We start from the raw sequence: 20,097 nt of genomic DNA, 5'->3' as shown, positions 1-20,097 counted from the left end.
TTATCTCCAGTCTTGTTGTACTGCTGTCGGCGATCAGGCGTTGACCCATGGAGTACGCGCACCCATTTGCACGTGCACGGACTTCAGTTCAGTGTACTCCTCGACCCCGTAACGCCCGGTTTCGCGACCAATGCCCGACTGCTTGAAACCACCGGAAGGCAGCTCCGGGCCACCGGCAATGGTGGTGTTGACCCAGACCCGGCCAGCCTTGATTTGCCGCATCGCCTGTAACGCTGTCTGCAGATCCCGGCTCCAGATGCTCGCGGCCAGGCCAAACGGCGTGTCGTTGGCCAACGCCATGGCGTGCTCGAAATCGTCGAAGGCGGTAATAGTCAGCACCGGGCCAAAAATCTCTTCACGGGCAATGACCATCTGCGGCGTGACATCGGCAAACACCGTTGGCTGCAGGTACATGCCGGTTGCCGACTCGATCCGCTGACCACCGCACACGACCCGCGCGCCCTCGCGTCGACCCTGCTCGATGTAGCCCAGTACCCGCTCCAAGTGGCGAGCTTCGGTGATCGAGCCGACTTGCGTGCCCTCCTCCAGTGGCTCGCCGATGCGCACTTTGCCGATCAAGGCGCAGACCTTTTCGGTCAACGCCTGCTCCACCGAGCGCTCGACCAGCAAGCGGCTGCCGCTGACGCAGCATTGCCCAGCGTTGAAGCAGATACCGAAGACGATGGCGTCGGCGGCGGCATCCAGGTCGGCGTCGGCAAACACCACCTGTGGATTCTTGCCGCCCAGTTCCAGCCCCAGCTTTTTCATGTTGCCAGCGGCTGCCGCCATGGTCAGGCGACCCACTTCGGTGGAGCCGGTGAACGACACCATATCGATCTCGGCATGTTCGCTGATCGCCTGCCCCAGTAACGAGCCTGAGCCGGTTAGCACATTGAGCACGCCTTGCGGTAGCCCGGCCTCTTGCATCAACTCAGCCAGCATCAGTGTGGTGCCCGAGGTCAGCTCACTGGGCTTGGCCACCACTGTGCAGCCAGACGCCAGGATGAAAGGCAGGCGCTCGGCAAGGATAAAGAACGGGAAGTTCCACGGCGTGATCAAGCCAACCACGCCGACCGGCTCGCGGGTCACCAGACCCAGCAGGCTGTCGCCCAGGTTGTTGAACGCATCGCCGTGCAGTGCTCGCGCTTGGCCGGCGGCGTACTCCCAGATGTCGGCGGCGCCCAGCACCTCGCCACGCGACTGGCTAATTGGCTTGCCGGTTTCCAGGGTTTCGCACAGGGCCAGCGCTTCGCTGTGCTGGCGGATCAGTTCAGCGGTGCGCAGCAGCACCCCCGCGCGGTAGGCGCCGCCAGACTTCGCCCAGGGACCGTGGTCAAAAGCCCGCCGCGCAGCAGCGACTGCCTGTTCGACATCGTCCAGCGTACCCGATTGATAGACACTGACTGGCACCTGATGGGCCGGGCTTGAGCGGGTAACCTGTTTGAGCGCCGCGCCACGGGTCCACTGACCGTCGATGAACATCTCGAACTGGCGCGGCTGCGCTGGCAGGGCAAGGCGTTGTGTATTGTCATTGTTCTTCACGAAAAGCATCCTCAGTACAGCGTTTTAATCTGGCCGCCACCTGCGATCGCTCGCGTCACGGGGCCGCCAACCCAATAGGTATAACTAACCAGTTGTTTACATGCAAGCCTCGGGATAAGCTCTGTTTGTCAGCCTTATGCCCCTGCGGCTAAGCTCATTGCCCCGAATGCCGCAGGCTTTTAACGCGCTGCGCCAGGAAGAACAGTACTCAAGCTCTGGAGAGCGCTTTACATGCCCAGAAAACCCTCCGAAGAGGCCCCTGCAAAACCCACCCGCGATTCCGACGCGACCCGCCTGCGAATTCTCAATGCCGCCAAGGTCGAGTTCGCCAAGCTGGGCCTGGCCGGCGCGCGCATCGACAGCATCGCGCTGCGCGCCAAGTCCAACAAACGCATGATCTACGAGTACTTCGGCAACAAAGAGGGCCTGTTCGAAGCGGTGCTCGAGTCGGCCTACCAGGACATTCGTCAGGCCGAACGCAAGCTCAAGCTCGAAGAACTGGAACCGGTCGAAGCCATCACGCAGTTGGTGGTATTCACTTGGAAGTACTACCTGAAAAACCCGCACTTCCTGACCCTGGTCAACAGCGAGAACCTGCACAAAGCCGCGCACCTGAAGCGCTCGCAAGAAAAAATGCACCAGATGCATGCACCGATGGTGTCGATGGTCGCGCAGATCCTTGAGCGCGGCGTGGCCCAGGGCGTATTCCGCGCCGGAGTCGACCCGGTGCAGTTGAACATCTCGATTGCCGCGATCAGCTACTACTACCTGAACAACCGCTTCACCGGCGAGATCATCTACGGCTTCGACCTGATGGCGCCTGAAGCCTTGCAGGCGCGGATCGATTTCAACGTGCAGACCATCCTCGGCCTGCTGCGCCCAGACTGACAGGCAGCGCCAGCGCAGCCCTTCTCGGCCATCGTTGGCGCCGCGAAGGGCTGCCTGATTCATGCCAGGCCTGCCACTTTGACGTCACGCACAATCGGCGTGAACGCCATGCGCTCGAGCACATCGCGCTGGATGTCCACCCCACGCGCCACTTCGACCAGTTCGATGCCCTCGGCCACCAGGCGGAACACCGCGCGCTCGGTGACGTACAGCACCTCTTGCCCTGCGCGCAGCGCCTGCGGGCCACTGAAGGTGATGTGGCGCACGTGCTCGACCAGCTTGGGCACCTCGCCGCGGCGCTCGATCTGCAAACCATCGCCGACCTTGGCGACATCCAGACCCTTGGCTTCGAACGCGCCGCAGAACACCACCTTGCGCGCGCCTTGGGTAATGTCGATGAAGCCGCCCGGGCCGACCAGGGTGCCGCCCAGGTTCGACACATTGACGTTGCCCTGGCCATCCATCTCGCCCATGCCGAGGAACGCCAGGTCGACACCGCCCCCGCTGTAGAAGTCGAACTGGTCGAGTGAGGTGACGATCGCCTGCGGGTACAGCGCCGCGCCAAACATCGCGCCGCCCATCATCCGGCCGTTATGGATGCCCTGCTCGATACTGCCCCAGTAGCTGTCCTGCAGGCCGCGCTCGGCGAGCAGCGACGGAATCCCACCGGGGATGCCAAAGCCAAAGTTCAAGGACATGCCAGGGACGAACTCATTGGCCGCACGCTCGGCGATGATCCGCCGGATGTCGTCAACCATCGGCGGTTCACTGGCCGCCGCAGGCGCCAGGCATTCACCACTGATGGCCGGATCGTAGTCGGCGGCCACGCACTGACGCTGGTCCGCCACGGTCACCACCTGATCGACCAACACCCCAGGGATACGCACCAGGCGCGCCGGTACAAACGCGCTGTCGCTCAGGCCGCGTACCTGCACGTAGACCTTGCCGCCACTGTTGTGCGCCGCCAGCGCCAAGGCGTAGGCATCCAGGTCGGCGGCCTCATGGCACAGGCTGATATTGCCGCTGGGGTCAGCCAGGCTGCCGCGCACGATCGCCACATCGACCTTGAAGGGCTTGTAGCGCAGGTAGTCCCGGCCATCGATCTGCACGCGCTCGACGATGTCTTCGCAGGCACTGGCATTGCACTTGCCACCGGCGACCTGCGGGTCGGCAAAGGTCCCCAAGCCAATGTGGGTGATCAGCCCCGGGCGGCCTGCGCCGATCTCGCGCATCAGGCTCATGATCACCCCGGCTGGCAGGCTGTAGGCCTGGATCTCATTGTTGCGCGCCAGCGCCTGCATCTTCGCCGACCAACTCCAGTGGCCGCCGATCACCTTGCGCACCAGCCCTTTGTGGGCCAGACGCTCCAGGCCGCTGCCCCGCCCATCGCCGATGCCCAGGGCATGCACCAGGGTCAGGTCACGCGGGTGACCGCTGCGCAAGAATGACGCCTCGATGGCCGCCAGCAGCGCATCGGGCTCCAGCAAGGTGCCCGAACCGCAGATGGCCAGGGTGGCGCCATCGGCAATCTGGCTGGCCACGGCGGCGGCTGACGTACAGCTTATTTTCATTGTTTTTTCCTCATCGTTTGCCGGGTCGCGGGCGAATCCGGGTTTGCAAGAGAGTGCTTGACGCGTTCTGAAAGGACGCTTTAAATAAATAACCGGTTGGTTACTTGAGCGCACTTTAGTCCAGCCCGAAACAGAACACAACCACCCGGCGATGCGCCCTCGCCGCCCCCAGAAAGGAAAAAAACAATGCAGCTTTCTGAAATCCACCTGCAGATTCAGGACCTTGCCCGACGCTTTGCCGACCAGACCATTCGTCCCATGGCAGAAAAGCTCGACCATGACGAAAGCTTCCCCGCCGCGCTGTACCGGCAGATGGGCGAGCTCGGCCTGTTCGGCATTACCGTGCCCGACAGCTTTGGCGGTGCTGGCCTGGATACCATCGCCTACGCCTTGGTCATGGAAGAGCTATCGCGCGGCTACGCCTCGGTCGCCGACCAGTGCGGCCTGCTCGAGCTGATCGGCACCCTGCTGTCAGTGCATGGCACCGCCGAACAGCGCCAGCGCTACCTGCCGGCACTGCTGCGCGCTGAACAGCATCCGGCCTACTGCATCACCGAGGCCGAGGCCGGCTCGGACGTCTCCGGCATCCGCACCAGCGCCGTGCGCACCGAGAGCGGCTGGTTACTCAACGGCTCGAAACTGTGGATTCACAACGCCCCGGTGGCCGACCTGGCGTTCGTCCTGGCCCGTACCGACCCGGCCGCAGGCAAGCGCGGCATGAGCATCTTCATCGTCGACTGCCACCTGCCAGGTGTGTCCAAAGGGCCGAAGGAGCACAAGATGGGCCAGCGCGCCTCACAGGTCGGCGGGCTGAACTTCGACAATGTCGAGCTACCGGCCGATGCCCTGCTGGGCGTCGAAGGGCGTGGCTTCCACATCATGATGAGTGCGCTGGACAAGGGCCGGGTCGGCATCGCCTCGCTGGCCGTGGGCATCGCCCAAGCGGGATTGGAAGCGGCGCTGGAGTATGTGCCGCAGCGCAAACAGTTCGGTAAGCCGATTGCTGAGAACCAAGGCCTGCAATGGATGCTCGCCGACATGGCCAAGGACATTCGCGCCGCCCGCCTGCTGGTGCTCGATGCCGCCGACCGGCTGGATCGCGCCGACAATGCCACCATCGCCTGCTCGATGGCCAAGTGCTTTGCCGCCGATGTCGCCGTTGCCCAGACTGCCAATGCCGTGCAGCTGTTCGGTGGCAGTGGCTTCATTCGCGGCTTTGAGGTCGAGCGGCTGTATCGCGATGCCAAGATCACCCAGATCTACGAAGGCACCAATCAGATCCAACGCACTATCATCGCCCGTGAGCTGTTCAACCAGGGGGCGCGCGCATGAGCATTCGCCCAACCGCACTGGTCACCGGCGCCCGGGCCGGGATTGGCAGGGCCATCGCCGTCGGCCTGGCGCAAGCCGGGTTCGACCTGGCCCTGCTCGACCTACAAGAGGATGACGCGCTGCAAGAAAGCGCGGCGCTGGCCAAGCAGCTTGGCGCCCGCGCCGTCACCCTGGCTGGCGACATTGCTGCCATCGAGCAGCATGAGGCGCTGCTCGACGCTGCCGAGCAGGCCATCGGCGCGCTCACCTGCCTGGTCAATAACGCCGGAGTATCGGTGCTGTCACGCGGTGATCTGCTTGAGGTCACGCCGCAGAGCTACGACCGCTGCCAGCAGATCAACACCCGCGGCACGTTCTTCCTGACCCAGGCATTTGCCCGGCGCCTGCTCACTCGAACCACCGCCACGGCGCAGCGCAGCATCATCACCATTACCTCCTCCAACGCCCAGGCGGTGTCGGTGCTGCGCGGCGAGTACGGCATCTCCAAGGCTGCCCTGTCGATGGCCTCGCGGCTGTTCGCGGTACGCCTGGCCGATGCGGGTATCGGCGTTTACGAAGTCCAGCCCGGGCTGATTGCCACCGAGATGACCGCCCCCTCCAAGGCCCGTTACGACGCCGAGATCGAGCGCGGCCTGACCGCCATCAAGCGCTGGGGCCAGCCTGAGGACGTCGCCCAGGTGGTGGTCAGCATGGCCACCGGCGCCCTGCCCTACACCGTTGGCCATGCCGTCCCGGTGGACGGCGGCCTGCTGATTCCCAAGTTCTGACTGGAGCGATTCGCATGTCCTTGAGCATCAACTTGCCCAGCGCCCAAGCGGGCCACCCGCTACAGCGCTACACCCTGACCGGCGAGCCTTTGCAGGCACCGCAAAGCCCGCTGCCAGCCAACCGCATTGCCCTGTCCGCCGCCCATGTGGTGGCCGATCCTTTCAGCGCCACTGCCGTCGGTGGTAAAGCCGCCATCGACTGGCAGCGCACCATCGACTACCGCCGCTACCTGCTGCAACAAGGCCTGGGCATTGCCGAGGCGATGGACACCGCCCAGCGCGGCATGGGCCTGGACTGGCCCACCGCGCTCGAGCTGATCGAACGCACCCTGGGCGAGACCCGTGACATCGCCCATGCGGTGATCTTCTCCGGCTGCGGCACCGACCAGTTGCCAGCCAGCGAGGCACGTAGCCTGGACGATGTGGTGCGCGCCTACGCCGAGCAGCGCGATGCCATCGCCAAGCTCGACGGACGCATGATCCTGATGGCCAGCCGCGCCCTGGCGCGGGTTGCCAACACCCCGTTCGACTATCGCCTGGTGTATCGCAAAGTGCTGGCCGACGCCGAACAGCCGATGATCCTGCATTGGCTGGGCGATATGTTCGACCCGGCGCTGGCCGGATACTGGGGCAGCGACAGCTTCGAGCAGGCGCTGGAGACCTGCCTGGAAGTGATCGATGAAAACCAGCACAAGGTCGACGGAATCAAGATCTCCCTGCTCGATAAAGACAAGGAAATCCTCATGCGCCGACGCCTGCCAGCATCGGTGAAGATGTACACCGGCGATGACTTCAACTACCCGGAACTGATCGCTGGCGACCAGCACGGCTTCTCGCATGCCCTGCTGGGGATCTTCGACGCCATCGCCCCGGCCGCCGCCCACGCCTTGGCAGCCCTGGCCAAGGACGACATGGCCAGTTACCAGCGCCTGCTCGAACCGACCCTGCCACTGGCGCGGCTGATCTTCAGCAGCCCCACCCAGTACTACAAGACCGGCGTGGTGTTCTTGGCCTACCTCAACGGCCATCAGGAGCACTTTGTGATGCTCGGCGGCCATCAGGCCATGCGCCCGCTGCCGTACTTCTGCGAGATCTTCCGCTTGGCCGATCAGGCCGGCTTGCTCGCTGATCCGGCCTTGGCGGTAGCACGCATGCAACGCCTGCTGGCGCTGTACGGCGTCGACGCCTAATCCGGCGCGAAGCGTCTCCAGCGAGACGCTTCGCCTTCGTCCACCTGCCCTGGTGACTCGCCCATGCCTTCATCGACACTGCAACATCAGCTGCACCGCTGCTCGATCAATACCGCCACCCTCGGCCACCGCCTGCCCTTCGAGCAGACCCTGGAGCTGATCGCCCACGCCGGTTTCGGCCACATCGCCCCTTGGCGCCGCGACCTGCAAGGCCGCGACCTCAAGCAAACCCGCCGTCAGCTGCGCGACAGCGGTTTGCAGGTCAATGCCTACTGCCGCTCCAGTTACCTGACCGCGAGCAGCCGCGAAGGCTTCGCCGCGGCGCTGGCCGATAACCGCAAAGCCATCGAGGAAGCTGCCGAGCTGCAAGCTGAATGCTTCGTCATGGTGGTCGGCGGTCTGGCCGAAGGTTCTCGTGACCTGGCTGCCGCGCGGGGCCAGGTCAGCGATGGCATCGGTTTGCTGCTCGAACATGCCCGTCAGCACGCGGTGCCGCTGGCGCTCGAGCCTTTGCACCCGATGTATGCCGCCGATCGTTCGTGCCTGTCGAGCCTGGAGCAGGCCCTGGACCTGTGCGAAGCGCTGGAGCCGCAAGGCTTTCATAACTTGGGGGTAGCCATCGACGCCTACCACTGCTGGTGGGACCCCAAGCTCGCCGAGCAGATCGCCCGCGCCGGCAGCCAGCGGCGCATCCTTGGTCTGCACCTGTCCGACTGGCTGGTGCCTACCTGCGACCTGCTACTGGACCGAGGCATGATGGGCGATGGCGTGATCGATCTGCGTGGCCTGCGCCACAGCGTTGAAGCCGCAGGCTACCGGGGTGCTATCGAAGTTGAGATCTTCTCCCGCGACAACTGGTGGCAACGCGAACCTGGCGAGGTGCTCAAGACCTGCGCGCAACGCCTTCAACAGCACTGCTGAGCCGCCTTCGGCTGATAACAACAATAAAAGAGAACCTCCCATGTCCCGATACCGCTGGCAGATGTGCGCGCTGTTGTTCTTCGCCACCACCATCAATTATCTCGACCGCCAGGTGCTCGGCTTGCTCAAGCCGCTGCTGGAGCAGCAGTTCGATTGGAGCGAGACCGACTACAGCTACCTGGTCGTGGCGTTCCAGGCCTCGTATGCCCTGGGTTTGTTGCTATTTGGCAAACTGATCGATCGCCTGGGCACCAAGCTGGGTTACGCGCTGTGCATCGTGGTCTGGAGCCTGGCTGCGATCGGCCACGCGGCGGCTCATTCGACCTTTAGCTTCCTGATCATGCGAGCACTGCTTGGGCTCGGTGAGTCGGGCAACTTTCCCGCAGCGATCAAAGCCGTATCCGAGTGGTTCCCGCGTAAAGAGCGCGCCCTGGCCGTGGGCATCCTGACTTCGGGCACCAGCGTCGGGGCGATTCTCGCCCCCGCTTGCGTGCCGTGGCTGGCGGCAAGCTATGGCTGGCAGGCGGCATTCATCGTCACCGGGCTGACCGGCTTCGTCTGGTTACTGTGCTGGCAATGGCTCTACCGTAGCCCTGCCAGGCATACCCGCATCAGCCCTGCCGAGTTGGCCCACATCAATGCCGATGCCGAGCCGCAACCGACCCAGCAGATCAAGTGGCGGGCGTTGCTTGGGCTGCGGGCGACCTGGGTGTTCGTGGTCGGCAAGTTTCTCACCGACCCGATCTGGTGGTTCATGTTGTTCTGGCTACCGTCGTATTTTTCCAGCCGCTTTGCCCTGGACCTCAAGCACCTTGGCTTGCCCCTGATGATCGTCTACTGCGCGACCTCCATCGGCAGCGTCGCCGGTGGCTGGTTGTCTTCGCGCTTGATCGGTCGCGGCTGGTCGGTGAACAAAGCCCGTGCCCGCGCCATGCTGATCATGGCGGCACTGGCGCTGCCGATTGGCTTTTCCAGTTATGTCGACAATCTCTGGGTCATGGTCGGCCTGTTGAGCCTGGCAGCGGCAGCGCACCAAGGCTGGTCGGCCAACTTGTTCACCACGGTGGCAGACAACTTCCCACGTTCTCAGGTCGCCTCGGTCATGGGCATCGGCGGCACGGCCGGCTCGCTGGGCGGGATGATATTCCCGTTCATCGTGGGTCTTGTGCTTGAGCACTACAAACTGATGGGCAACCTCAGCCTGGGCTACAACCTGATCTTCATCGTCTGTGCCAGCAGCTACCTGATGACCTGGGTCATCATGCAACTGCTGATGCGCAAGGCCGCCGCCGTACCGCGCCACTCGTTGCAGTCCTGAGCGACAAACCCGGTCATTAGGTAAAGTCACGCAAGGAGTACATCTGTACTCCTTGCTGGCTTTTGGCAGGGTTTGCATTGCTTATGCTGCGTCGGTAGCCTGACGCCCCGGCAGATCGCCAGGATGGACAAGGACCGTTTTCAGTGAATCGCATCAAACCCTGCTTGGCGCTGCTCGCCCTCGCCCCGTTGCTCGGTTGCACACCAAACGAAAAAGAGCTGCAGTTCGACGTCGAGTACGGCCGGTACCAAACCGTCCTGCGTGAGGCAGTCGGCCAGCAAGGCCAACTGAGCTGCAAGGTCAAGATCAAACAGAACCACACAGGCCCCAAATGGGTGCCCTCGGTGATTCTCGCCGCCGCCGAAGACGATGCTGAAGACGACACCTTGTTTCTCTCCAGCGATCCGGTTGCAGGCAGTGACCAGCGCCGCTTCCACCTGCGCACCTTCAACCGCGCCAAGCCAATCATCGACGCCGCGGTGCTGCGCGCCCCCAACAAAGATGACGCCTTCGGCCTGCGCCTGAGCTGGCACCGCGATGGCGCGATTAGCTACCAGGTAGATAATGGCGATGGCTGGACTGCGGCGCAGAGGGTCGGTAAACCCGGCTTTTCGGTACGCCACGTCAGCGTGCATGCCAGCGGCCTGACCGGCACCGCCACTTGCCTGCTAACCGACAACGACGTACCGACCGACTGACCCCGCCGGTTAAGGCCGCATGACCTGGGCCGCCTTGCCGGCGGTGCGGATATGCGTGCCATACAAGGTCAGCCCGGTGAACGCCAAGCCACCGACCAGATTACCCAGCACGGTGGGGATCTCGTTCCACACCAGGTAATCCATGACCGAGAAGCCGCCGCCCATGATCATCGCCGACGGGAACAGGAACATGTTCACCACCGAATGCTCGAAACCCATGTAGAAGAACAGCATGATCGGCATCCACATGGCGATCACCTTGCCGCTCACCGAGGTGGAAATCATCGCCCCGACCACCCCCATCGACACCATCCAGTTGCACAGCACCCCGCGCAGGAAAATCGTCAGCCAGCCGGCGAGTCCGTATTGCTCATAGCCCAAGGTCCTCGCCTCGCCGATGCTGGCGATCTTTTCCCCCACGGCGCCTGGGGAGGCGTTGAAGCCATAGGTGAAGACAAAGGCCATCATCAACGCGACGGTCAAGGCGCCGGCAAAGTTGCCGACAAATACCAGCCCCCAGTTGCGCAGAATGCCCTGCACCGTAACCCCGGGGCGTTTATCCAGCAGCGCCAGGGGCGTGAGCATGAACACCCCGGTAAGCAGGTCGAAGCCCATCAGGTACAGCATCGAAAAGCCGACCGGGAACAGCACCGCGCCAAGCAAGGCCGAACCGGTCTGTACCGCGATGGTGACGGCGAACACCGCCGCCAGCGCCAGAATGGCGCCAGCCATGTAGCTGCGGATCAGGGTGTCGCGGGTCGACATGTGGATCTTCGAGGCGCCGGCATCGAGCATCTTGGTGACGAACTCAGCGGGTAGTAGATAGGACATTGCAGTTTCCCTCGGCACAAAGCGGTCAAGGACGCCCCATCACTGAGGCGCCAGAATGGCAGATCGATTACCAGGAGCGGTACGGCAAGAACTTGCCATTGAGGGTCAGCAGCACGCGGTCGCCCTTGGGGTCTTCGATTTTTTCGACATGCATCGAGAAGTCGATCGCGCTCATGATGCCGTCGCCGAACTTCTCCTGAATTACGTCTTTAAGGGTCGGGCCGTACACCCCGACCACTTCGTACAGGCGATAGATCAATGGGTCCTGAGGGATGGCCTGGTCCCAGCCCTTGACCGGGTAAGCGGTCATTGCCGTGGCGACTTCGGCATCCAGTTCAAGCACCTCGCACAGATGCGCGGCCACGTCCTGGGGCGCGCTGTTCATGCCGTAGCAGACGGACGCCAACCACACCGGCGCCTTGCCCACCGCAGCGCTGAGGTCATCCCAGCTAAAGCCTTTGCGCGCTTTGGCGGCCATGATCAGGTGGTGCATTTCAACTTTGTTCATCGTGTTTATCTCTCGGGTTAGCGGTTAGGACTAAACGCTCTATAGCGAGAGATGTGCCAACTGCACTGAGCATATAGGCCGTTGAATTAATTGATATTTTCCGCCGAACTGCGAAACACGGATTGACGATAGTTCGTGAATAACGAAATATCGGAACGCCACTGACGAAATTTCGTTAAACCTGACGCACAGGAAAACGCCCATGCCCGCCTCTCTGGCGCCACAGATTTGCGCCGATGCGCCCATTGCCATGTTGCTGGTCGATGCTGTCGACGACCGCATCGTGCAAGCCAACCTCGCCGCGCTAGAGTTGCTGGCCTGCTCGGCTCAGGCGGCAGATGAGCTTGCGTTCAGCCAGTTCTTGCGTGGCGCCATTTCGCAATGGGTGAGCTTCAGCGATGAAGTGCTGACCCAAGGCCAGGCGTGGTCGGACGATTTGACCCTGGTCGACCTGCTGCACCGCCAACAGGCGGTCGAGATCACCGCCCGGGCCATGGATCAGCAGCGCATCCTGATGATGATCCAGCGTCGCGACCTGCTCGAACAGCGCCGCAACCGCGCCGAGGCGCGCCGGCAACATCGCCTTGGCCATGTCGGCTGGGAACGCATCAGCCAGGTGTTCGAGCGCATCCAGCAACAGAACCGGCTGATCCTTGGCGCCGTCGGGGAAGGCATCTACGGCCTGGATACCCGCGGCCAGACCACCTTCATCAACCCTGCGGCCGAACGCATCCTGGGCTGGAGCGCTGCCGACATGATCGGCCAGGACGCCCACCAACTGTTTCACCACAGCCACAGCGACGGCCGGGTGTTTGCCGTCAACCAGTGCCCCATTCATGCCTCGTTCAGCGATGGCCAGGTGCATAGGGTCGACCACGAGGTGTTCTGGCACAAGAATGGCGAGCCGATCGCCGTCGAATACACCAGCACACCGATTTTCGAGATGGGCAGGCTGGTCGGCGCCGTGGTGCTGTTTCGCGATATTCGCCAGCGCCAGCGTACCGAGGCGCGGCTGCGTGAGGCGCTCACTGAGGTCGAGCAATTGCAGCGCCGGCTGGAAATGGAAAACCAGTACTTGCAAGAAGAGATCAACGCCCAGGCCAATCACCACGAAATCGTTGGTAAGAGCCCGGCCGTGCGCCACCTGCTCCAGCAGATCGAACTGGTCGCCGCCACCGATGCCAACGTGCTGGTCAGCGGCGAATCCGGCACCGGCAAGGAGCTGATTGCCCGTGCCATCCATGCCAGCAGTCGCCGCGCTGACCGCCCACTGATCCGTGTCAACTGCGCGGCAATCCCCCGCGAACTGTTCGAAAGCGAGTTTTTCGGTCATCTCAAGGGCGCATTCACCGGCGCCGTGAGCAACCGCGTCGGCCGTTTCGAACTGGCCGACGGCGGCACCTTGTTCCTCGACGAGGTGGGTGAAATCCCTCTTGAGCTGCAGAGCAAGCTGCTGCGTGTGCTGCAGGATCGCCAGTTCGAGGCGGTCGGCGATAACCGCACCCGGGCGGTGGATGTACGGGTGATTGCCGCGACCAACCGTGATCTGCGCGAAATGGTCGCCCAAGGCAGTTTCCGCGAAGACCTGTATTTTCGGCTGAATGTGTTTCCGATCCGCTCGGTGCCGCTGCGTGAGCGGCTCGAAGACATCCCGCTGCTCGCCAGCCACTTCCTCGCGCGGGCCAGTCAGGCGTTCAACAAACCTGATGTGCGCATGCCCCTGACGCAGGTCGAGGTGCTCAAGCAGTACCCCTGGCCGGGCAATATCCGCGAACTGCAAAACGTCATCGAACGCCAGACCATCGTCGCCCGCGAGGGGCGGGTCAGCTTCGACGAATTACTGGCAAGCAGCGGTCAAGCTCATCGCAGCCAGCCAACCCCAGCAACGGCCGATGTTGAACCGACTGCCGATCAAGAGTGGCAACGACAGATCCAGCTCAATGTCATCAGCGTCCTCAAGCGCACGGCAGGCCAGATCTCTGGCGCGCACGGGGCTGCGCAGCTGCTGGGCCTGAAGCCCACTACGCTGGCCTCGCGCCTGAAAAAGTGGGGGATCGATCCGCGCCAGTACAAGGGCCATTGAACGTTTGCTGCCTGCACGGGCCTCGTCGCACCACTGTGACTCGTTGCGCGATGAGGCCGGAGAATGCACACATCAATCCGCCCTTCTAAAGCCCCAAGTCAGACAAGCCCGGATGATCATCCGGTCGCCGTCCCAGCGGCCAGAGGTACTTGCGATCCGAGGGATGAATGGGCAGATCATTGATACACGCAAAGCGCACCGCCATCAGCCCATCATCGGCGAACTCCCAGTTCTCGTTGCCGTAAGAGCGAAACCAGTTCCCCGAATCATCGTGCCATTCATAGGCATAACGCACGGCAATACGATTGGCGCTGAAGGCCCACAGTTCCTTGATCAGGCGGTAGTCGAGCTCTTTATTCCATTTACGGGTCAGAAACGCCTCGACCTCGTCTCGGCCATGAATGAACTCAGCGCGGTTGCGCCACTGGGTGTCGAGGGTATAGGCCGTGGCCACCTTCTTCGGATCACGGCTGTTCCAGCCATCCTCGGCCATTCGCACTTTTTCGATAGCCGATTCGCGGGTGAACGGCGGCAATGGCGGGCGGGTGCTGGTAGCGGATGTCATGGCGGTTCTCCTGAGTGTTTGAAGCACTCAACCAAATTAGCCCAACTTCACAGTCCCGTACCGATTGACCGGTTCTCGGCAGGATCGTGCAAACCTGCACGCCTGGCCCTGTGCTAGGTTTTCTGCAGGGTGCGCGCAGTGCCAGCTGCGCGGCGCGACCGATAAAAACTAAAGATCGATCAACCAACCGACTGATTACGGGTGAGCCATGCAGCTTCGAATCAACCAAAAGACCTACGAGGTCGATGCAGAAGCGGATACCCCCCTGCTCTGGGTGATCCGCGATGATCTGGGCATGACCGGCACCAAGTACGGCTGCGGCCTGGCCCAATGCGGTGCCTGTTCGGTGCTGGTCGACGGTAATGTGGTGCGCGCCTGCGTCACCCCGGTGGCCGGGGTGGTTGGGCGCGAGATCACCACCATCGAGGCCATCGAAGCGGACGAAGTTGGCAAGCGGGTGGTCGCGACCTGGGTAGAAAAGCAAGTCGCCCAATGCGGCTACTGCCAGTCCGGGCAAGTCATGGCGGCCACCGCGCTGCTCAAGCACAACCCTAAGCCCAGCGATGAGCAAATTGCCGCGGCGATGGTCAACCTGTGCCGCTGCGGCACCTACAACGCAATTCACAGCGCCGTGCACGCCTTGGCCGAACAGCCTGCTCAACAGGAGAATGCCTGATGAACACGCCCGTCGATTACCCGGCCGATCTGTTGCAGTTGGATCAGCCGGTCAACCTCTCACGGCGGCGCTTTTTGGCCGGCAGCGCAATCGGCGCGTTGGTGCTGGGCTTTGGCCTGCCGATTGGCGTCTCGCGGGTTCAGGCCGCGGCCGCTACAGCACCGGCCCAGGGTACCCAAGTACCGGCCTTCCTGGAGATTCGCCCGGACAACAGCATTCGCCTGCTCAGCCCGTTCATGGAGGGTGGCCAAGGCACCTTCACCGCCATGGCGCAGATCGTCGGCGAAGAGCTCGACGCCGATCCTGCGACCTTCCTGGTCGAGGCTGCGCCGCCTGGCGAGGCCTACGTGGTGATGGAGAACGGCATGCGCATCACCGGCGGTAGCATGTCGGTGCGCATGAGCTATCCCACCATGCGCCGCCTCGGCGCCTTGGCGCGGGCCATGCTGCTGCAGGCCGGCGCCGAGCGGCTGGGGGTGCCGGTCAGCGAACTGAGCACCGAACCGGGTCGGGTGCTGCATGCAGCCTCAGGTCGGTCGCTGAGCTACGGCGAGCTGGCCAGCCAGGCGATGGACCTGCCAGTGCCCGACCCGGCCAGCATCCAACTGCGTGATCCCAGCCAATTCCGCTGGATCGGCAAGCCGGTCAAGCGCGTCGACGCCTACGACAAATCCACCGGCAAGGCGCTGTACTGCATCGACCTGAAACTCGACGGCATGCTGCATGCCGCCGTGCAACACGCCCCGCGTCTGGGCATGACGGTGGGCGAGCTGCGCAATGAAGCCCAGGTCAAGGCCATGCCAGGCGTGCATTCGATTCATCAACTCCCCGGCGCGGTGGCCGTGGTCGCCGAGCGCTGGTGGCATGCCAAGCGTGCGGTGGAGGCGATCCAGGTGCAGTGGCAGGAGCCGGCCGCGGACGCCCCGGTGCGACCCATGCCGGCAGATTTTTCCACCGAGGGTTTCCGGGAGCGGCTAAGCAGCGCGACCAGCCCTGCGCGTGACGAAGAAGTGCAAGGCGACTTCGCCAAGGCGCTGGACAGCGCCAAGACCAAGCTCGAGGCGACCTACCACAACCAGTTTCTCAACCACGCGCAACTGGAGCCGCCCTCCGCCCTGGCACGCTTCAACGCCGATGGCTCGCTGGAGGTCTGGCTGCCCAACCAGGCGCCAGACATGTTCCGCGCCGACATCGCCAAGCGTACCGGCCTGGACCCGGCGCAGATCACCCTGCACTCGCCACTGCTGGGTGGCTTCTTTGGTCGGCACTTCCTCTACGACAGCGCCAACCCCTACCCGCAAGCCATCGCCCTGGCCAAGGCGGTCGGCCGGCCGATCAAGCTGATCTGGAGCCGCGAGGAGGAGTTTTTGCGCGATGTGCTTCGGCCCATGGCCGTGGTCAAGTTCCGCGCCGGGCTCGATGCCGATGGCCTGCCGGTAGCCATCGAGGTGGTCAGCGCCACCGAAGGGCCGACCGAGGCGATCGCTGGCAAGCAAGCCGACAAGATCGACCCCACCGCCCTGGAAGGCTTGTCTGGCAAGGCCTACGCCATCGCCAACCGGCGCATCGCGCAGGTCTATGTCAAAGGCCCGGCGATGCTCGGATACTGGCGTTCGGTAGGCAACTCGATGAACGACTTCTTCTACGAAGCCTTCCTCGATGAATTGGCCGATAAAGGCGGCCAGGATCCGTTCGAACTGCGCCGACGCCTGCTGCGCGACAACCAACGCTTGAGCACCCTGCTCGAAGCGGTGGGCGAGCTGTCGGGCGGCTGGAAGCGCGGCCCGTTCACGGCCGAGGATGGCAGCAAGCGCGCCCGCGGCGTGGCCATGGCCTCGCCGTTCGGCTCCGAGGCGGCAGTGATTGCCGAGGTGTCGATTGAAAACGGCCAGGTGCGGGTCCACGACATCTGGCAGGCGATCGACCCCGGCAGCATCGTCAACCCGGCGATTGTCGAGGCGCAGGTCAATGGCGCGGTGGCCCTTGGCCTGTCCCAGGTGCTGCTGGAGGAAGCGGTGTATGTCGACGGCAAGCCGCGCGCGCGCAACTACGACCTCTACCCAATCCTGCCTGCGGCGCGTATGGCGCGGGTGCATGTGCGCATTGTCGAAAGCGGGGAGAAGATGGGCGGGATCGGTGAGCCGCCCTTGCCTGCCGTAGCCCCGGCGGTGGCCAATGCGGTGGCGCGGCTGACGGGCCAGCGCATCCGTAGCATGCCGCTGTCGCGCTATACCTTCAGCTAGCTGGCCAGGACGACCTGCACATGACGCAAAAATCAACTGCAAGAACCCTAGGCTTGCTGGCCGTACCGTGCCTGATCGCGGCGGGCCTGCTGGCCTGGTATGTCACCCGTGAGCCTGGCTCACCGTTCGATGCGCAAGCCAGCAGCCAGGCCACAGTGGATCAAGCCCTGATCCAACGCGGCGAATACGTGGCCCGGCTCAGCGACTGCGTGGCCTGTCACAGCCTGCCCGAAGGCCCACCGTTTGCCGGCGGGCTGAAGATGGCGACGCCGTTGGGGGCGATCTATGCCACCAACATCACCCCCGACGCCAGCCATGGCATTGGCGCTTACAGCCTGGCGGACTTCGACAGGGCGGTTCGGCACGGTGTCGCGCCTGGCGGGCGCCGGCTGTACCCGGCAATGCCCTACCCCTCCTACGCCAAGCTCAGTGACGATGATGTGCGTGCCCTGTATGCCTTCTTCATGAAAGGCGTGCGGGCAGTCGAGCAGCCCAATAAACCGGGAGAAATCCCCTGGCCGCTCAACTTGCGCTGGCCGATTGCCCTGTGGAATGGCGTTTTCACCGATGCTGCCCCGTACGCGGCAAAAACCGATCAAGACCCGCTGTGGAACCGTGGTGCCTATATCGTCCAAGGCCCCGGCCACTGCGGCAGTTGCCATACACCGCGCGGCCTGGCATTCAACGAGAAGGCCCTGAGCGAGCATGGCAGCGCGTTCGTCGCCGGGGCCTTGCTCGATGGCTGGTACGCGCCCAGCCTGCGCAATGACCCCAATACCGGCCTCGGGCGCTGGAGCGAGGCGGACATCGTGCGTTTCCTCAAGTCCGGTCGTAACCAGCATGCCGTGGTCTATGGTTCGATGACCGAGGCGTTCAACAACTCGACCCAGTTCATGCGCGACGATGATCTGGCGGCCATCGCCCGCTACCTGAAATCCTTGCCCGGCGATCCCCAGCGTGATGGGCAACCCTGGCAGTACCAGGCGGTGTCGGCAGCTACCCGCCTGCAGGCGCCGGGTGCGCATACCTATGTCACCGTCTGCGCCTCGTGTCATGGGCTGGAGGGCCGTGGCCAGGCGGAGTGGATGCCGCCGCTTGCCGGTGCCACCTCAGCCTTGGCCAAAGAAACCGCCTCGGCCATCAACATCACCCTCAATGGCTCGCAACGGGTGGTTGCTGCCGGCGTACCGGACGCTTACCGCATGCCGGCGTTTCGCGAGCAGCTAAGCGACCGCGAGATCGCCGACGTGCTGAGCTTCGTGCGCAGCACCTGGGGTAATCATGGCGGCGCAGTGCAGGCGCAAGAGGTAGCCAAGCTGCGCGAACACACCGGGCCTGCCAGTGCCAGCCCGATCATTTTGCAGATGCGCTGAACAGGAGGCGACGGGATGGAGAGCATTGACCTGATGGTCCTGCGTAGCGCCCGCGACTGGCTGGCTGCCGGCGAGCGGGTGTTGTTGGCTACGGTGGCGCGCACCTGGGGTTCGTCGCCACGGCCGGTGGGCTCGATGATGGTGCTGCGCGAGGACGGCCGGGTGATCGGTAGCGTGTCGGGCGGCTGCATCGAAGATGACCTGATCCACCGCTACACCCGAGTCTATGGCGGCGCGGGTATTGCCCCAGGGTTGCCCCAGGTGGTGCGGTACGGGGTCAGCGCGGATGAGGCGCACCGTTTCGGGTTGCCGTGTGGCGGTACGCTGGAGCTGATCCTGGAGTTCAATCCTTGCCAGCAGTTGCTCGAGCAGCTGTTGGCTCGGCTCGATGCCGGTGAGCTGGCGCGGCGCATGCTGGATCTGTCCAGCGGTGAAGTGCGCCTTGAGCCCAGCGCCAGCCCGGATCAGTTCAGCTTTGATGGTCGGTACATGATCAGCACCCTTGGCCCCGGTTATCGCATGCTGTTGATCGGCGCCGGGGCGTTGGCCGAGTACGTCGCTACCATGGCCCAGTTCAATGGCTTCAAAGTCAGCGTCTGCGACCCTCGGCCCGAGTACATGGGGGCCTGCAACGTTGCCGGGGTCGAGCAGTTGGTCGGCATGCCGGACGATGTGGTACGGGCATTCCGCCCTGATTTACGCACCTGCATTCTGGCCTTGAGCCACGACCCCAAGCTCGACGACCTGGCCTTGCTCGAGGCGCTGCACAGCCCCGCTTTCTACATTGGCGCCATAGGCTCGCGGCGCAACAGCCGGCAGCGCCGCGAGCGCTTGATCGAGCATTTTGGTGAGACCCAAGCCTCGCTCAAGCGCCTGCACGGGCCTATTGGCATCTACATCGGCAGCAAGACCCCGGCGGAGATTGCCGTGAGTGTCATGGCTGAGATTCTCGCGGTAAAGAACAACGTGGCCTTGCCTGGCGAAGTGTCGGTGACCCATGCCAAGCGGGCCAAGGAGCGGCAATTGCTTGCCGGCTGAAGGCGGCGTCGTACTTTTCGCGGGCAAGCCCGCTCCCACAGGGTCCTGGTTGGACCTGAAAAGTGCTGTCCTGCCAAGGGACTTGAGTACTGCAGCCTGGCACTGGATATCCACTTAACCCGGCAACAACCTGCTCCTACATGGCCCTGGTTGAACCTAATAAAATGCTGATCTGCCAAGGCACCTGAGTGCAGCAGTCTGTACCTGAACACCCACTGACCCCGAGAACAGCCTGCTCCCACAGGCGCCCGGTTGAACCCAATAAAATGCTGACCTGCCAAGGGTCCTCAGTACAGCATGCTGCACCTGGATAGCCACGGACCCCGAGAACAGCCTGCTCCCACAGGGGCCCGGTTGAACCCAATAAAATGCTGACCTGCCAAGGGACCTCAGTACAACAGCCTGCACCTGGATACCCACTGAACCCGAGAACAGCCGGAACCCTGTGGGAGCGGGCTTGCCCGCGAAGAGGCCGGAACTAACCCCATCCGCTCAGGATCAATCTCACATCTGAAAATTTCCTTTGCCAGGCAGCTCGCGTAGAGTTTGCCTA

At 63.4% G+C, this 20,097-nt stretch carries 17 protein-coding genes; 12 read left to right on the top strand and 5 right to left on the bottom strand.

The window, feature by feature from the left end; all coding sequences use genetic code 11:
* Positions 1–33 precede the first annotated feature (33 nt).
* Positions 34–1,551 carry an aldehyde dehydrogenase family protein gene (locus ACI2JX_RS19690; protein WP_404690813.1) on the bottom strand — a complete coding sequence of 506 codons (1,518 nt, stop codon included), beginning with the start codon at positions 1,549–1,551 and terminating at the stop codon, positions 34–36.
* 222 nt (positions 1,552–1,773) lie between these two features.
* Here ACI2JX_RS19690 and ACI2JX_RS19685 point away from each other — a divergent pair, with 222 nt between their 5' ends.
* Positions 1,774–2,430: a TetR/AcrR family transcriptional regulator gene (locus tag ACI2JX_RS19685; protein WP_404690812.1), complete on the top strand. Its 657-nt coding sequence runs from the start codon at positions 1,774–1,776 to the stop codon at positions 2,428–2,430.
* A gap of 59 nt (positions 2,431–2,489) precedes the next feature.
* Here the strand turns inward: ACI2JX_RS19685 and ACI2JX_RS19680 are convergent, their stop codons facing one another.
* On the bottom strand, positions 2,490–4,001 hold the full coding sequence (locus ACI2JX_RS19680; RefSeq protein WP_404690811.1) for an acyl CoA:acetate/3-ketoacid CoA transferase: 1,512 nt from the start codon (positions 3,999–4,001) through the stop codon (positions 2,490–2,492).
* A 186-nt stretch (positions 4,002–4,187) separates the two neighbouring features.
* Here ACI2JX_RS19680 and ACI2JX_RS19675 point away from each other — a divergent pair, with 186 nt between their 5' ends.
* The 6 genes from ACI2JX_RS19675 to ACI2JX_RS19650 all read left to right on the top strand — a co-directional run bounded on the left by ACI2JX_RS19675 (position 4,188) and on the right by ACI2JX_RS19650 (position 10,227).
* A complete protein-coding gene (locus ACI2JX_RS19675; RefSeq protein WP_404690810.1) occupies positions 4,188–5,333 on the top strand; it encodes an acyl-CoA dehydrogenase family protein in 1,146 nt (381 codons plus the stop codon).
* The gene (locus ACI2JX_RS19670; protein ID WP_404690809.1) at positions 5,330–6,100 is read left to right on the top strand and encodes a 3-ketoacyl-ACP reductase; all 771 of its coding nucleotides are present in this window, start codon (positions 5,330–5,332) and stop codon (positions 6,098–6,100) included. Before ACI2JX_RS19675 ends, ACI2JX_RS19670 begins: the two co-directional genes overlap by 4 nt.
* 14 nt (positions 6,101–6,114) lie before the next feature.
* Positions 6,115–7,290 carry a dihydrodipicolinate synthase family protein gene (locus ACI2JX_RS19665; RefSeq protein ID WP_404690808.1) on the top strand — a complete coding sequence of 392 codons (1,176 nt, stop codon included), beginning with the start codon at positions 6,115–6,117 and terminating at the stop codon, positions 7,288–7,290.
* A gap of 63 nt (positions 7,291–7,353) precedes the next feature.
* Positions 7,354–8,211 carry a sugar phosphate isomerase/epimerase family protein gene (locus tag ACI2JX_RS19660; RefSeq protein WP_404690807.1) on the top strand — a complete coding sequence of 286 codons (858 nt, stop codon included), beginning with the start codon at positions 7,354–7,356 and terminating at the stop codon, positions 8,209–8,211.
* Positions 8,212–8,251: 40 nt separating this feature from the next.
* Positions 8,252–9,529, top strand: a complete 1,278-nt coding sequence (locus tag ACI2JX_RS19655; protein ID WP_404690806.1) for an MFS transporter — start codon at positions 8,252–8,254, stop codon at positions 9,527–9,529.
* A gap of 143 nt (positions 9,530–9,672) precedes the next feature.
* Positions 9,673–10,227 (top strand): hypothetical protein, encoded by a 555-nt coding sequence (locus tag ACI2JX_RS19650; protein ID WP_404690805.1) that lies wholly within the window; start codon positions 9,673–9,675, stop codon positions 10,225–10,227.
* A gap of 9 nt (positions 10,228–10,236) precedes the next feature.
* Here ACI2JX_RS19650 and ACI2JX_RS19645 read toward each other — a convergent pair whose 3' ends face one another.
* Positions 10,237–11,058, bottom strand: a complete 822-nt coding sequence (locus tag ACI2JX_RS19645; RefSeq protein WP_404690804.1) for a formate/nitrite transporter family protein — start codon at positions 11,056–11,058, stop codon at positions 10,237–10,239.
* A 67-nt stretch (positions 11,059–11,125) separates the two neighbouring features.
* The gene (cynS, locus tag ACI2JX_RS19640) at positions 11,126–11,566 is read right to left on the bottom strand and encodes a cyanase (protein WP_264232972.1); all 441 of its coding nucleotides are present in this window, start codon (positions 11,564–11,566) and stop codon (positions 11,126–11,128) included.
* Positions 11,567–11,768: 202 nt separating this feature from the next.
* Here cynS and ACI2JX_RS19635 point away from each other — a divergent pair, with 202 nt between their 5' ends.
* A complete protein-coding gene (locus ACI2JX_RS19635; RefSeq protein WP_404690803.1) occupies positions 11,769–13,649 on the top strand; it encodes a sigma-54 interaction domain-containing protein in 1,881 nt (626 codons plus the stop codon).
* Between the two features lie 85 nt (positions 13,650–13,734).
* On the opposite strand, the gene ACI2JX_RS19630 is transcribed toward ACI2JX_RS19635, so the two are convergent.
* Positions 13,735–14,214 (bottom strand): DUF1348 family protein, encoded by a 480-nt coding sequence (locus tag ACI2JX_RS19630; RefSeq protein WP_404690802.1) that lies wholly within the window; start codon positions 14,212–14,214, stop codon positions 13,735–13,737.
* 208 nt (positions 14,215–14,422) lie between these two features.
* Between ACI2JX_RS19630 and ACI2JX_RS19625 the strand changes: the two genes are divergently transcribed.
* From ACI2JX_RS19625 to ACI2JX_RS19610, 4 genes are read left to right on the top strand one after another with little or no spacing between them, the layout of a single operon-like run.
* The gene (locus tag ACI2JX_RS19625) at positions 14,423–14,890 is read left to right on the top strand and encodes a (2Fe-2S)-binding protein (RefSeq protein ID WP_186554513.1); all 468 of its coding nucleotides are present in this window, start codon (positions 14,423–14,425) and stop codon (positions 14,888–14,890) included.
* Positions 14,890–17,133 carry a molybdopterin cofactor-binding domain-containing protein gene (locus ACI2JX_RS19620; protein WP_404690801.1) on the top strand — a complete coding sequence of 748 codons (2,244 nt, stop codon included), beginning with the start codon at positions 14,890–14,892 and terminating at the stop codon, positions 17,131–17,133. Before ACI2JX_RS19625 ends, ACI2JX_RS19620 begins: the two co-directional genes overlap by 1 nt.
* A gap of 20 nt (positions 17,134–17,153) precedes the next feature.
* Positions 17,154–18,506 carry a c-type cytochrome gene (locus ACI2JX_RS19615; RefSeq protein ID WP_404690800.1) on the top strand — a complete coding sequence of 451 codons (1,353 nt, stop codon included), beginning with the start codon at positions 17,154–17,156 and terminating at the stop codon, positions 18,504–18,506.
* A gap of 15 nt (positions 18,507–18,521) precedes the next feature.
* Positions 18,522–19,544 carry an XdhC family protein gene (locus tag ACI2JX_RS19610; RefSeq protein WP_404690799.1) on the top strand — a complete coding sequence of 341 codons (1,023 nt, stop codon included), beginning with the start codon at positions 18,522–18,524 and terminating at the stop codon, positions 19,542–19,544.
* Positions 19,545–20,097 lie beyond the last annotated feature (553 nt).

The sequence above is a fragment of the Pseudomonas sp. NPDC088890 genome, from assembly GCF_044900155.1.
Classification (GTDB): domain Bacteria; phylum Pseudomonadota; class Gammaproteobacteria; order Pseudomonadales; family Pseudomonadaceae; genus Aquipseudomonas; species Aquipseudomonas urmiensis.
Note: the sequence above shows the minus strand (reverse complement) of the source record. Positions and strands in the feature narration are given on the sequence as shown.